Origin of the sequence: Sphingomonas sp. LY54 (assembly GCF_035594035.1) — a bacterium.
Lineage (GTDB): Bacteria > Pseudomonadota > Alphaproteobacteria > Sphingomonadales > Sphingomonadaceae > Allosphingosinicella.
In genome coordinates, this window is sequence record NZ_CP141588.1 from 2457922 (window position 1) to 2471557 (window position 13636).

Annotated in this window: 13 protein-coding genes; 9 read left to right on the forward strand and 4 right to left on the reverse strand. The window is 67.1% G+C overall.

The window, feature by feature from the left end:
• The first annotated feature begins 218 nt into the window (after positions 1-218).
• On the forward strand, positions 219-1394 hold the full coding sequence (locus SH591_RS12285) for a serine hydrolase domain-containing protein (RefSeq protein WP_324749353.1): 1176 nt from the start codon (positions 219-221) through the stop codon (positions 1392-1394).
• A gap of 149 nt (positions 1395-1543) precedes the next feature.
• Here SH591_RS12285 and SH591_RS12290 read toward each other — a convergent pair whose 3' ends face one another.
• Positions 1544-3940, reverse strand: a complete 2397-nt coding sequence (locus SH591_RS12290) for a penicillin acylase family protein (protein ID WP_324749354.1) — start codon at positions 3938-3940, stop codon at positions 1544-1546.
• Positions 3941-4242: 302 nt separating this feature from the next.
• On the opposite strand from SH591_RS12290, the gene SH591_RS12295 reads away from it, so the two are divergent.
• Both SH591_RS12295 and SH591_RS12300 read left to right on the forward strand, forming a co-directional pair.
• The gene (locus tag SH591_RS12295; protein WP_324749355.1) at positions 4243-5961 is read left to right on the forward strand and encodes a transferrin-binding protein-like solute binding protein; all 1719 of its coding nucleotides are present in this window, start codon (positions 4243-4245) and stop codon (positions 5959-5961) included.
• The gene (locus SH591_RS12300) at positions 5958-7286 is read left to right on the forward strand and encodes a surface lipoprotein assembly modifier (RefSeq protein ID WP_324749356.1); all 1329 of its coding nucleotides are present in this window, start codon (positions 5958-5960) and stop codon (positions 7284-7286) included. The genes SH591_RS12295 and SH591_RS12300 overlap by 4 nt, the downstream gene beginning before the upstream one ends.
• 64 nt (positions 7287-7350) lie before the next feature.
• Here SH591_RS12300 and SH591_RS12305 read toward each other — a convergent pair whose 3' ends face one another.
• Positions 7351-7749 (reverse strand): EVE domain-containing protein, encoded by a 399-nt coding sequence (locus SH591_RS12305; protein ID WP_324749357.1) that lies wholly within the window; start codon positions 7747-7749, stop codon positions 7351-7353.
• Positions 7750-7868: 119 nt separating this feature from the next.
• Between SH591_RS12305 and SH591_RS12310 the strand changes: the two genes are divergently transcribed.
• The 4 genes from SH591_RS12310 to SH591_RS12325 all read left to right on the forward strand — a co-directional run bounded on the left by SH591_RS12310 (position 7869) and on the right by SH591_RS12325 (position 10119).
• The gene (locus SH591_RS12310; protein WP_324749358.1) at positions 7869-8327 is read left to right on the forward strand and encodes a hypothetical protein; all 459 of its coding nucleotides are present in this window, start codon (positions 7869-7871) and stop codon (positions 8325-8327) included.
• Positions 8324-8674: a YbaN family protein gene (locus SH591_RS12315; protein WP_324749359.1), complete on the forward strand. Its 351-nt coding sequence runs from the start codon at positions 8324-8326 to the stop codon at positions 8672-8674. Before SH591_RS12310 ends, SH591_RS12315 begins: the two co-directional genes overlap by 4 nt.
• 236 nt (positions 8675-8910) lie before the next feature.
• Complete coding sequence (locus SH591_RS12320; protein ID WP_324749360.1) at positions 8911-9669, forward strand: cell wall hydrolase; 759 nt, start codon at positions 8911-8913, stop codon at positions 9667-9669.
• Between the two features lie 60 nt (positions 9670-9729).
• Positions 9730-10119 (forward strand): PilZ domain-containing protein, encoded by a 390-nt coding sequence (locus tag SH591_RS12325; protein ID WP_324749361.1) that lies wholly within the window; start codon positions 9730-9732, stop codon positions 10117-10119.
• Between the two features lies 1 nt (position 10120).
• Here the strand turns inward: SH591_RS12325 and SH591_RS12330 are convergent, their stop codons facing one another.
• On the reverse strand, positions 10121-10702 hold the full coding sequence (locus SH591_RS12330; protein ID WP_324749362.1) for an alpha-ketoglutarate-dependent dioxygenase AlkB: 582 nt from the start codon (positions 10700-10702) through the stop codon (positions 10121-10123).
• A gap of 167 nt (positions 10703-10869) precedes the next feature.
• On the opposite strand from SH591_RS12330, the gene SH591_RS12335 reads away from it, so the two are divergent.
• Together SH591_RS12335 and SH591_RS12340 are read left to right on the forward strand one after the other, a co-directional pair.
• Entirely contained in the window at positions 10870-11022 is a 153-nt protein-coding gene (locus SH591_RS12335; protein WP_324749363.1) for a hypothetical protein, read from the forward strand.
• A gap of 128 nt (positions 11023-11150) precedes the next feature.
• Positions 11151-11519 carry a hypothetical protein gene (locus tag SH591_RS12340; RefSeq protein WP_324749364.1) on the forward strand — a complete coding sequence of 123 codons (369 nt, stop codon included), beginning with the start codon at positions 11151-11153 and terminating at the stop codon, positions 11517-11519.
• Between the two features lie 45 nt (positions 11520-11564).
• Here SH591_RS12340 and SH591_RS12345 read toward each other — a convergent pair whose 3' ends face one another.
• Positions 11565-13622: a 3-hydroxyacyl-CoA dehydrogenase NAD-binding domain-containing protein gene (locus tag SH591_RS12345; RefSeq protein WP_324749365.1), complete on the reverse strand. Its 2058-nt coding sequence runs from the start codon at positions 13620-13622 to the stop codon at positions 11565-11567.
• Positions 13623-13636: the final 14 nt, after the last annotated feature.

Below are 13636 nucleotides of genomic sequence, written 5' to 3' on the forward strand. Positions count from 1 at the left end.
TGCATCCCAAGTGAACACATAAAAGACGCTTAACGTCGCCATGGGGTGAAGGAGGACAGCGTGGCGTCGGATTGGCAAACGTCTCGGAGGGGATTTCCCTCATGTTGAGCCGTTGGGGATAGGCGCAGCGGCCCAGACGGTTTGCGGCGGGCGTGCGGCGCCGCTAGCGTGGGCCGACACAGGGGGAAGAAATTATGCCGGTTCGGTTTGCTGCTTGGATGTTGGTGGCCGCTTCGCTGGGCGCCGGGCCGGCGCAAGCCGAAGAGCGTGCGTTCCGGACCGCGCTGGGCGAATTCCGTGCACTGCACCGGGCCGAGAAGCAGCAAGCGGGCATTGCCGGCAGCAGCTTCTATTTCGTGCGGGGCGGGCGGACGGTCGCCGCCGACCATCTCGGCGATCAGGACGCCGACGCCCGCGTGCCGGTCGACGCGCGGACCATCTACCACTGGGCCTCGATCACCAAGACCATGACCGGGATCGCGATCATGCAATTGCGCGACCGCGGACTGCTCTCGCTCGACGATCCGATCACGCGGCACGTGCCCGAGCTCGCGCGCGTCTACAATCCGTTCGGCGACAATAGCGCGATCACCGTGCGGCAGCTAATGAGCCACAGCGCCGGCTTCCGCAACGGCACCTGGCCGTGGCGCGACCAGGAATGGCAGCCGTTCGAACCACCGAGCTGGGCGCAGCTCGCGGCAATGCTGCCTTATACCGAGGTCCAGTTCCGCCCCGGCTCACGCTACAGCTACTCCAACCCCGGCATCGTCTATCTGGGGCAGGTTATCGAGCGACTCTCGGGTGAGGATTTCGAGGTCTATGTCGACAAGAACATCCTGCGGCCTTTGGGCATGCACGCGAGCTACTTCGACCGCACGCCGCCGCACCTGCTGAAGCACCGCTCGCATTCTTATTACATCCGCGACGGCAAGCGCGCGGCGGCGCCGTTCGACGTCGATACCGGCGTCACCGTCTCGAACGGCGGGCTCAACGCGCCGATGCCCGACATGGCGCGCTATGTCGCCTTCTTGATCGGCGATCCGGCGCGGCAGGCGGAGTATGACCTGATCCTCAAGCGCGCCTCGCTCGAGGAGATGTGGCGACCGCAGCTGCCAGCCGGCGACGACTTCACGCAGGGGCGGATGGCGGAGACCACCCAGGTCGGCCTGTCCTTCTTCGTCGATGCCGCCGGGCCGGTCCGCTTCGTCGGCCACAATGGCGACCAGAACGGCTTCCGCGCCTATCTCAGCCTCTGCCCCGACCAGCGCGCCGGCAGCCTGCTCGCCTTCAACACCGAGACGCGCGGCGTGCGCAACGACCCGTCCAACCGCGAGACTGCGGAATCGCGCGTCGCGCTGGCGACGGACCGACTGTGCGAAGCGCTGGCGCGCTAAGGCCGCCGATCTGTCGCCCCCTTTCGCGCGCGCCCGTCGCTCCACGCACCGTTCCCCTGAGCTCGTCGAAGGGCAATCCTTCTAACCGGAAGGAAGAGAGGGCTTCGACAGGCTCAGCCCGAACGGATGTCAGTCCAAAACGATTCGCCTCAGGGGCGCAGCAGCGTCCGAGCCGCCGCGCGCGCGTCGACGGCGGCGCGGCTGAACAGCATCGGCTGCATCTCGCCCTTGATCCAGGGCTCGTAGAGATCGCGATAATGAGGCGAGCGCGGGTCGTTCGAATTGCCCGGCAGGTTGAGCATCACCGACGCGTCCCAATTGCCGACGTCGATCACTTGCAGGTAGCTGGCGCCGCCGGCGACGTGCCAGGACGGCGCGCCGCGCACCCAGCGCGCCATGACGGTGTAGGAATCGCCGCCGGAACCGCCGCCCTCGATCGGCGGGAAGGCCTTGGCGATGGCGGGGATGCGGGAGAGCGGATGCCGGATCCGCACCTGGTGCAAACTGCCCCAGCGCCAGGCGGCGGGATCGGGACCGAGCTGCTCGCGCGCCTTGGCCCAGGCGGCGGCGAGCGCGGCATCGAGCATGGAATCACGCGCCGCCTCCGGTTCGGGCCCGAGCCGCGCGTCGGGCCTGGCGATCAGGCCGAGCAGCACCGACGGGGCGATCTCGTCGACCAGTTTGCGGGCCGGCGCCGGCACGATCGCGGCCAGCATGCGCTTGCCCAGCTCGCGCCACAGGATCTGGTAGAGCGCCGCCTGACCGCTGTCGGCCTCCAGCCGCCCGTCCCAGCCGCGCAGCATGGCGAGCGCGGGCTCCGTGGCCGCTGTTCCCTTGGCGGGCAGCAAGGCGATGAGCTGACGCGCCGGCGTCGACAAAGTGTCCTCCAGCAGAGCAAGGCTGTCGGTGATGCGGTGCTGGGGCTGCGCCGAGAGGACGTCGGCGATGCGATCGTAGCGATAGGGATCGCGGAACGAGAAAGCCGGGATGCGGTCGCGCGGCCAGCCTTCGGGCAGATTGTTCTGGTTGGCCGAGGCGAACCAGCCCTTGGCCGGATTATATTCGCTGGGCAAGGCGCGGAAATCGCGCACGCCGGTCCAGTCGTAGCGGCCGTCGCCGGGCACCGGCATCAGCCCGTCGCCCTTCTTGCGCACCGGCGCGAAGCCGATCACCTGCCAGCCGTGATTGCCGTCGACGTCGGCATAATGGAAATTGGTGGGGGATGGGTGGAAGCGGAACGCGGCCTCGCGCAGGCTCTCCCAGTCCCTGGCGAGGTTGATCGCGATCATCGCGAACGCGCCGCTCGCGCCCGGCTGCAGCTCGACCGCAGCCAAAGCAGTGGCGCGGCGGCGGGCCGGATCGTGCGAGACCACCGGCCCCTGCGCGGCATAGCGCAGGGTCGCGCGGTGCGGCGGGGCGCCCTTGACAGGGATCGAGACCTCAACCCGGTCGAAGCGCCGCCATGCGCCCTCGTGGCGGTAACGCTCGGCATCGTCCGGATGCATTTCGAGGACGAACAGATCCTCCTGGTCGATATGGAAATTGGTGCGGCCGAACGCGAAGCGGTCGGTATGGCCCTGCATGATCCCGGGCAGGCCCGGCGATCCGCCGCCGATCACGTCGAGCCCCGGCGCGGTGAGGTGGGCGACGTGGCGCGGGCCGAAGCCGCCGATGCCGAGATGCGGATCGTTGGCAAGGATCGGGCGGCCGGTAGCGCTGCGCTGCGGACCGATCGTCCAGGCGTTGCTGCCGGCCTGCGCGCGCTCGCTGGCGCTGATCGCCGCAAGCGAGGGCCCGGCGCCCTGGCCGGGATCGGGCTCGGGTTCGGGGACGAGCGCGCCGAACGGGAGGCCGCCGAGCCGCAGCACACCCAGATCGGCTTCGGACACCGCGGCCGCGTCGAGCCCCTCGGGCACGCGCAGCGGCCAGACCGGGCGCAGCGGCGCCACCACCGCGTCGAGCTCGAGCAGGCCCATGCCGGCGAGGCGGGCGCGGCGGATCTCGTCGCGGACGCTGCCGAACGATCCGCGCGCCAGCACGAGATCGCGTATGTCCCATTTCAGCGGGCGGACGCCCAGGATCCCATATTCGAGCGGCAGCAAGGCGGGGTCGCCCGCGACCTCGTCGATGCGGGCGTTGATCCCGGCGACATAGGCGCGCGCGCAGGCGAGAATGTTTTCCGGCACCCGCGCCAGCTCGGCGTCGAGGTCGCCGCGGAACAGGAACAGGCGGGCGGCCGCGTCGTGGACGGCGAATTCGGGGCCGAACGCCTCGGCCATCCGCCCCAGCTCGCGGCGGTGCGAAAGGTCGATCTGGAACAGGCGGTCGCGCGCGACGACATAGCCCTGCCCGAAAAAGGCGTCGGGGATCGATTGCGCGCGGATGTGCGGGACGCCCCAGGGATCGTCGACGATCTCGATCGGCGCGGCCAGGCCGGCGCTGGCCAGCTGCCGGGTCCGCGACACCGGCGCCGCGGCGCGCAGGTCGGCGGAGAGGAGGGCCATGGTCGCGGCCGAGCCGAGCAGGAACGAGCGGCGGTTGAGCATCGACTATCTTCCCCTTCGTGACGCCCCAGCCTAGCGGCGCCCGCGACACCGCGTCACATCACAAGCGCTGGGGCAACCATAAGAGAAGGTTATGGCCAGTTCGCCGTGTCGATCGGTGCATCGGCGAACATCAACGGCTTGTGGGCGCAACGATAACCCAGCCCAAGTAAGAGACACGACTAAATCTGGGGATGAGGCCGAAAGGTCACACCAGACGCGTTCATCCGGCCGATAAGTTGACGGCGCAGCTTCGCACGGTAAGGAACAACGCATCTCAGGGGGGGCTCTAATCAATGCGTATCATGTTTGCGCCGATCGTATCGGCGGCGATGCTTGGCCTCGCCGCATGCGGAGGCGGAGGAACCACAGGCGGCGTCGGGACCACGCCGGCTCCGCCGCCTGCCACGCCTTCCGGCAACACGACGTTGACGAACCTGCAAGTCAATCAGAGCTTCACGAACGATGCAGCCCGAAACGAGGTAACCTGGGATCTGGCGACGAAGACGGGGATCAGTGGTCGAGCTGCACCCAGCGCCGTCACGATCAGCTATGATGCGGCCGCCAAGACTTATACCGTCGCTGCGGCCGGAAACAGCCGGACGTTCGGCCAGGGCGACATCGCTACCAACGACCGGCATGAAACGGCCTTCCGAAAGGAAGGCGGTGCCGTGCGCGAGTATCTGACGCTTATCAAAACGCCGTACACCAGTCAGACCGCGACGCAATTTGTCGGGACCGGCTATTGGCAGCGCAACTCCGTTTCCGGAACGCTGCAAGACACCGAGTTCACGATCTTCACCTATGGCCTTCCAACCGCTTCGGCCGCGGTGCCGAGGAGCGGCACTGCCCGGTTCGACGTGAACGCTTTCGGTATGGTGTCGGCGCCCGGCGAGGAGCCGCGTTCGTTCGACGGCAGCGGCGCGTTCAGCGTGGACTTCGCCGCCGGCATCTTCTCGAGCCAAGCCTATCTGACCGAGACACAACTCGTCAGCGGGGGCGGCGTCAGCGGAGGCGGAATCGAATTGATTTCCGCAGGCCGGTTGTCAGCAAGCGCAGGCAGCTTTTCGGGGAATGTCCGCTACGGCGGGTGGTTCGGCGAGGCGTTTGGATCGCTCAATGGGCGTTTCTACGGTCCAACCGGGCAAGAACTGGGAGCCTCCTTCGCCGGCTCTAATCCCAACGGAATGACTGTGGCCGGAGCCTTCACCGGACAACGCAACGACAGCGTGCCAGCCGCGAACCTCACTCTGACGAACATGAGGTCGGAGCACCTTTTCTATACGCGCTACACCAACAATCACGTCGGTCAGCTGAACTGGAAGAATTCGGAGACTTTCACCTTTGCTCCTCCGACGTCCGACCTGATGGGCGGACTGTTCGCCATCAACGACAAGGTTGCGAGCGGAGACCCGAATTTCACGACCTACCGCAAGTCGTTCAGCAACAGCTATGAAACGCAGGATGTCACCCTGAAGCTCTATCGCCCGGGGGACGGCAACCGGGAGCTGGCACTCACCTATGCCAGTTTCGGACACTGGTCGACAAATGTTGCGTTCGCGGGCGCGCAACGTCCGGTCAATCAGTATTTCGCGTACGGGCTGGAGACTCCCGCCCGGCTTCTCAGGGGCAGGACCGGCACCGGCCGTTATCAAGGCGTCGTCTACGGCAGCGGATCCGACGCTCAGGCGGGGACGACCTTCGACGTAAGGGGGAGCTCGATCTTCAACGTGGATTTCGGCGCTCAGACAATTGCCGGTGCGCTCACCATGGCAGGCACGCCGACCACTGGCGCCGCAGCTACCGACTTTGGCAGCTTCGAATTCTCGGGAAGATTGCCCGGGTGGCTTGCGGGCACTGAGCTTTTCCTCACGCGCGGTGGCCAGACCGTCGGGGCCTTGAATACCTATTTCTACGGTCCTGACGGCGAGGAGATCGCGGGACCGTTTTACCTCAACATCCTGCGCGACCAGACGGGTGCGATGACCTCGATCAGCGGCGTTACGGCAGCACGCCGACAGTGATCTCGATCATCCCGGTGGCGGCGGCGCTGGCGGTGGCCGGGCCGCCCGAAGCCGTGCCCGCGCCGCCCGAGGAAGGTGTCGTCCGGCTCGAAAATCTGTCTGCGGTCGATCTGTTCGCCTTGGCCGATCGTGCCCGAGAAGCGGGGCGCGCGGACGAGGCGCTCGCCCTGTACGACGCGCTAGCGCAGGACGGAGATCCCGAAATCCGCGCCGAGGCCCGCTTCCGCAAGGGCATGGCGCTGGCGGACGCCCAACGCTACCGCGAAGCGGCCCTGGCCTTGCGCGCCCTTCTCGACGAACAGCCGCGCGCGGCGCGCGTGCGGCTTGAGCTGGCGCGCCTACTCACCCTTATCGGAGACGAGGCTGCAGCGCGGCGCGAGTTGCGACAAGCGCAGGCCGCGGGGTTGCCGCCCGAAGTCGCTGCGACCGTCGGCCAGTTCGATCAGGTGCTTCGGTCCATGAAAATATTCGGGGGCCATGTCGAAATCGCGCTGGCCCCGGATTCGAACGTCAATCGGGCGACCCAGGCCCGCACGCTCGACACAATCATCGCGCCGCTGACGCTGTCCGATGACGCGCGGGCACGATCGGGGGTCGGAGCGCACGTTTCGGGTCAAACTTATGCCCGGCTGGCGCTGGGCGAGAAGCTCAAGCTGATACCCCGAGCCTCCGGCGTCGCGAATCTCTATGGCGAAAGCCACTTCAACGACGTCTCCGCCTCGGCGCTCCTCGGATTGGAATGGCAGGGCGCGCGGGATCGTCTGACGCCCTCGATAGGCCGAACCTGGCGCTGGTACGGTGGAAGCCTCCACGCGCGCACCGACGCTCTGTCGCTTTCCTGGATTCATGCGCTTGGCCGGCAAGCACAATTGATCGTGGGCGGCAGTACCAGCAGAGCAACCTACGAGCGCAACGATTTCCAGAACGGGTACATATTCGACATCCATGCTTCATATGAGCGAGCCATGTCCGCGCGGACGGGGATAGGGATCACACTCTCGGCCACGCGTCAGACCGCGCAGGACCCCGGCTATGCCACTGCCGGAGGCGGCGTCACATTACTGGCCTGGCGCGAAGCGGGACGAACGACGCTTTTCGGCTCGGTAGGGCTGCGCCGCACGGAGGGGGATGCCGCTTTGTTTCTGTTCGGCGTGAGGCGTCAGGAGTGGCTGGCGACGGCTCGGGCCGGCGCGACCTTCCGAAACCTCCAGGTAAAAGGCTTCGCGCCTTTTGCTCGCATCGGTTTCGAGAGAAATACCTCCAGCGTCGGGATTTATGATTATCGCCGGGTGGCGACCGAAGTCGGCCTTACCCGCGCTTTCTGACCGGAAGCGGGCCGTTGCCGAGGTGCGAGCGCTGCAGCGGTGATCGCGCAGCTTTGCGTGGGCCTCACGCCCCCGCCATTTCCAGGATGCGCGCCCATTCATCCTCGCGCACGGGACTTACCGACAGGCGCGACTGGCGGACCAGTTCCATCCGGGCCAGCGCCGGTTCGGCCTTGATCGCCTGCAGGGTGACCGGGCCGATCGGCCGGACGGGCTCGACCGGCACCTTGACCCAGGCGCCGTCGGCGCCGTCGGGCCGGCCCGCGCCGGCGATGCGCAGGATGCCGACCACGGCCTTGTCCTTGCCGCTATGGTAGAAGAAGGCCTCGTCGCCGGGCTGCATCGCGCGCAAATGGAGCCGCGCGGCATTGTTGCGGACGCCGTCCCAGTCGGTCGCGCCGTCGCGGACGAGGTCGTCCCAACCATAGGTCTCCGGTTCCGATTTCATCAGCCAGAACGCCATCCCGCTCTCCCCGCGTCGTTGCGCCGCCACTCTAGGACGGTCGCGGCCGGCGCGGAAGACTGGGGCGTTTGCGCACGGCGCGTCTGGCTTTCCGATGCGCGGCGCGCCACATAGCAGGGATGAAATTGCACTTTGCCCTGTTGCCCCTCCTCGCTTTGGCCGCCTGCGGCGAGGGCGTGAAGGACGATCATTTCGCCAATGCGATCGATACGACCCGGCCGGAAAGCCCGGCGGTGAACATCGAGGCGGTGCCGGTGCGGATCGGCGAGCAGGGCTCCAGCTTCGCGGCCTGCGGCGCCTTCGGCACGACCCGGCATCTGAAGGCCGGCCAGGCGCTGCCGGTACGCGTGGCCCCGTTCGACGGCGCCGACGAAGTCGGCGAGATCGCGGCCGCCGGGCGCTTCTTCGTCTGCACGCGATCGCACGACCAGCGCTGGATGGGCGTCGTCTACGATAAGAGCGGCACGCTCGACGAACGCTGCGGCGTGTCGTCGCCGGTTTCGGCCCGCCGCGCCTATGACGGGCCGTGCGGCTCGGGCTGGGTGTCGAGCGCATTCGTGAAGCTCGTCGCCGGTTGAGGCTCGGCTGGCGCATCGCCGGCCTGACCGCGCTCGCTTTGGGCGCGATCGGCGCGTTCCTGCCTTTGCTGCCGACCGTGCCGTTCGTCCTGCTCGCCGCTTTCTGCTTTGCGCGCAGCAATCCGGAATGGGAGCAGAGATTGCTCGACCATCCCCGTTTCGGGCGGCACATCCACGCGTGGCGGACTAGCGGCAGCATCAGCCGCAAGGGCAAGACGGCGGCCGTCCTGGCCTTCGCCGCGAGCGCGGCGCTGGGCCTGGCGACGCTGCAATGGCCATGGGGGGCGGTGCCATTGACGGTCGCCCTGGTCGGATCGAGCTGGATTCTCTCTCGCCCAACCTATTGATCCGGCGCGATATTAGGCTTTGTTCCTCGCTCCAACCCGGCTCGACAACGACTCGCCGACGTTTCGGCGATGGTTCGTTGACTCATCCGGGTGCTGCCCGCATTTGCCGCCTCGCACTAACGCATTGAGCGGGGGCGCGGCCCGGTGGGTCGGCGTCATGCCAGTCGGGGGGTGGGGATCCGGATGCCATTCTGGCGTCTGCGGGGTCAGCCGAACCGCACACGATAGAGACCATATTGATCAACTTCGTTCGAGCCGGCGGCATCGCCGCGGCTACTGTTGCGCTTATCGCCACCGCAGCCTTCGCTTCGCCTTCCCAGGCCGAGCAATCCGCCAATGCCGCACCAGCGGTCCACTATCTCACCCACGCCTCGGCGAGCCTCGATGCCGCCCAGGTTGCCGGCAGCCCGGCCATTGCGGCCTCGCCGGCCGCGCCGCAGGGCGCCCCGGGGACCCAGCCTGCGGCTCCCGCCGCGGCCCCGGCGCAAAATCCGTTCGCCAAGATCGGCGAAGTCTTCAAATCGACCTTCGGCGGCGCCCCGGCGCAGCCGGCCGTCGCGACGGTCCAGACCCAGCCACGCTCGCTGCATGAGCTGGTCGCGGCGCATGCCGGCACCGCGGTCGGCGACGCCGAGCAGGAATGCCTCGCCAATGCGGTCTATTTCGAAGCGCGCGGCGAGCCGATCGAGGGCCAGCTTGCGGTCGCCGAAGTGGTGCTGAACCGCACGCGCTCGGGCAAATATCCCGCCGGCATCTGCGACGTCGTCGTCCAGCCCTGGCAATTCTCCTTCATCCGCAAGGGCCGCTTCCCGCAGGCCGACCGCAGCTCGGATTCGTGGCGCAAGGCCGTCGCCATCTCGCGCATCGCGCTCGACAAGTTGAGCGCACAGGTCCCGCAGGATGTGCTCTGGTATCACGCCACCTACGTTTCGCCCTCGTGGGGCAAGCGCCTGAAGCGCGAGACGCAGATCGGCCTCCACATCTTCTACAGCTGAGCCGCGATCGCGGCGTTTGCTTAAGGCAATCTTCACCCAAAACTGCTCAATTGCCGGGCGATGCTCGGGGCGCTTAAATTACTGGAACGAGTCTTCGCGCGCGGCGAGAGCGAGGTCGCGCCGACCGCCGAGGAGCGCGAACGGCGGCTCGACGAGCGCCACGATTTCACCGGCCACGTGTCGAGCCTGTTCTTCGGAATCATCCAGTACGAGCTTCACCTGAAGGACGTGTCCTGCAAGGGCGCGTCCGGCCTCACCGACGCGCCGTTGAAGCGCGGTCAACTGATCGGCGTCGAAATCAGCCGCAAGCATTTCGTCACCGCCGAAGTGCGCTGGACGCGCAACTCCAAGGCCGGCCTCGCCTTCCTCGAGCCGCTCGAATATGAATATGTGACCGCGCTGCACGCGCGCCACCGGCGGCGGCGGGCCAAGCCGGACTGGCGCCGCTGATCTAGGGCGCGGCGCCCTCCCTGAAATTGCGGAACGTGATCGAGTAACGCAGCGCCTCCACGCCGGGGATGCTGTGCTCCCACTCGGTGCGGGCTTCGCCGCTCAGCAGATAAGCGGAGCGCGGCTCGGCGGTCAGCGACAGTCGCTCCCAGCTCTCGCCGCGCCGGCGGCGGAAGCGCAATCGCGCCGGCGCCAGCAGCGACAGGCCGACGACCTCGCCGAAGACGGAGCGGTCCTTGTGCCAGCCGATGCCGGCGCCGGGCGCATATTCGGTGACGAGGACATGCTGCATCTGCTCGGCCGGCAAGCCGGCCAAGGCGGCGGCGCGGGCGCGGGCGGGGAGAAGGAAAGCGGGAATGTCTTTGGTCCGTTTCAGACCGCTGCCGTCGAACACATATTGCCAACCGAACGAGACGATTCGCCGCTTGCCGAGGAAACCGTGAAAGGCGAACGGCTCGAACGGCAGTCCGGCGATCCGCCGCGCCAGTTCCTGCTCTTCGGCGGCCTCCAGGAAGTCCGCCCTATAGGCAAAGCCACGCGGCCACTGGGATTCCCCGGCGACCAAGTCGAGCTGCGGAGCCATTGCCGTCCAGCGCTCCTGCGTGGACGCAGTTCCGCGCTTTGCCGATTCGCTTTCCCGCCTCCGTATTTTCTTGAGGTTGGCAGTTAACCAACTAATAATAACTGCGCTGCATTGTGCCGCCATCGAATGATGCGCGCTTGCACGCTTGCAGCACGAGGGGGATGGCGATGGAATCGAACCAGCGTTACTACGCGCGGCGCGCCGCGCAGGAAGCTTTTGCCGCAGCCCGGGCGATGACGCCTGCGGCCCGCGAATGGCACCGCGAACTGGCCGAAGGCTTCAGCCGCAAGGCCCAGCAGGTCGGAGAACTCGCTTACTGATGACGCTGCCCCGCCGGTGAACGGTGGATGAATGGTGCGTTTTCAGAGAGTTCATCGCAGACGTGGAGACTGGACGCTTCGCAGGCCCGCGCGTTGGTGCGCGAGTCGCTGATGCGAGGAGTTCGGTCATGAACGGATTCGTCAAAAAGGGCATTCTTGCTTTGACGGCAGGCGCGACGATCGCCGGTCTTGCCGCGCCCGCCGAGGCGCAACGGTGGCGCCGCCATCACAGAGGCGATGGCGACGAAGCCGCAGCCGCCATCGTCGGCGGCATTATCGGATTGGGACTGGGCGCCGCGATCGCCTCGTCCAGCCGCAGCCGCTATTACGATCCCTATTACGACCGGGGTTATTACGACCGCGGTTATTATGGCGGCGGCTATTACGACCGCGATTATTATCGCGGCCATCGCGGCTATTATCGCGAACGCTGCTATACGCGCCGCGTCTGGGACCCCTATTGGGGCCGCCGCGTCCGCGTTCGCTACTGCCGCTAGCGCGATGCCCTAGGCCGGCCTCCCCCAAGAGGCCGGCCGTGAGCTTCAGCGGCTGATCTTCTCGCCCGCCTCGGCCTTGCCGACGAGCAGGTTCGACAGGGTGAAGCCCTCGCCGAGCCGCTCCTGCTGGCGCTTCAGCCCTTCGACGATCTTGGCGAGGCCTTCCGTGTCAGCCCAGAACATCGGGCCGCCGCGATAGACCGGCCAGCCATAGCCATAGACCCAGACTACATCGATGTCGGACGCGCGCTGGGCCATGCCCTCCTCGAGAATCTTCGCGCCCTCGTTGACCATCGTGTAGAGCGTGCGCTCGACGATCTCCTGGTCGCTGATCTCGCGTGGCGTCACGCCGGCACGGCCACGGAAGTCCTCGATGATCTCCTGCACCTTGGGGCTGGGCGAGGGGCGGCGCTTGTCGTCATAATCATAGAAGCCGGCGCCCTTCTTCTGGCCCCAGCGGTCGATCGCGCAGAGCGCGTCGCGGATATTCTCGATGCGGGTCGGGTCGCGGTGCCAGCCGATGTCGACGCCGGCCAGATCGGCCATCTGGAACGGGCCCATCGGCATGCCGAATTCGACGTGGACGCGGTCGACCTGCTCGGGGGTGGCGCCTTCGAGCAGCAATTGCTGCGCCTGCATCTGGCGCGGGATCAGCATGCGGTTGCCGATGAATCCGTAGCAGACGCCGGCCACGACCGCGACCTTGCGGATCTTCTTGGCGAGCTGCATCGCGGTGACGAGCACGTCCGGCGCGGTCTTGGCGCCGCGCACGACCTCGAGCAGCTTCATGATGTTGGCCGGCGAGAAGAAGTGGAGGCCGAGCACGTCCTGCGGCCGCGACGTCGCTGCGGCGATCTCGTCGATGTTGAGATAGGAGGTGTTGGACGCCAGGATCGCGCCTGGCTTTGCGATCGCGTCGAGCTTGCCGAAAATGTCCTTCTTCACGTCCATATTCTCGAACACGGCCTCGATGATGAGGTCGCAGTCGGCGAGATCTTCCATCCTGAGCGTCGGCTTGAGCAGCCCCATCGCGCCCTCGACCTGTTCAGCGCTCATCTTGCCCTTGGCGGCGGTCGCTTCGTAATTCTTGCGCATCACGCCGGTGCCGCGGTCGAGCGCGTCCTGCGCCATTTCGACGATCGTCACCGGTATGCCCGCGCTGAGGAAATTCATCGAGATGCCGCCGCCCATCGTGCCGGCGCCGATCACGCCGACCCGCTTGATGTCGCGGGCGCGCGTGTCCTCGGGCAGGCCCTCGATCTTCGAGGCCTTCCGCTCGGCGAAGAAGAAATATTGCTGGGCGCGGGCCTGGGTGCCGCTCATCAACTCCATGAACAGGCGGCGCTCGTCGAGCACGCCCTCGGCATAGGGCTTGGCGACCGCGGCCTCGACCGCCTTGATATTGGCTTCGGGCGCGTCGAAGCCCTTCATCTTGCGCGCGTTGGCCTTGCGGAACTCGTCGAAGATGCCGGGATTGGCGCGCGCCTCGGCGAGCTTGTCGTCGCGCTCGCTGCTCTTCGGGATCGGGCTGACGGCTTTGACCTCGTCGGCATAGGCCACGGCGTGCTGCTCGAGATCGCCTTCGATCAGGCGGTCGACCAGGCCGAGATCATGCGCCTCCTTGGCGCCGATCGGCGTGCCGCCGGTGGTCATCTCCAGCGCCTTGGCGACGCCGACCACGCGCGGCAGCCGCTGAGTGCCGCCGGCGCCGGGCAGCAGGCCGAGCTTGACCTCGGGAACGCCGAGCTTCGCCGACGGCACGGCGACGCGATAGTGGCACGCCAAGGCGACCTCGAGCCCGCCGCCCAAGGCCGTGCCGTGGATCGCGGCGACGACCGGCTTGGTGCAGGCCTCGATGCGGTCGACTACCATCGGCAGCATCGGCATCTGCATCGGCTTGCCGAACTCGGAAATGTCGGCCCCGGCGAAGAAGGTCTGGCCTTCGCAGCGGATCACGACCGCCTTGACCGCGTCGTCGGCATCGGCCTCCTCGATCGCCTTCACCAGTCCTTCGCGCACCGCATGGCCGAGCGCGTTGACCGGCGGGTTGTTCGAGGTGACGATCAGGACGTCGCCGTGGCGCTGGGTGGTGATGGGGCTCATTTCGAAAGTCTCCG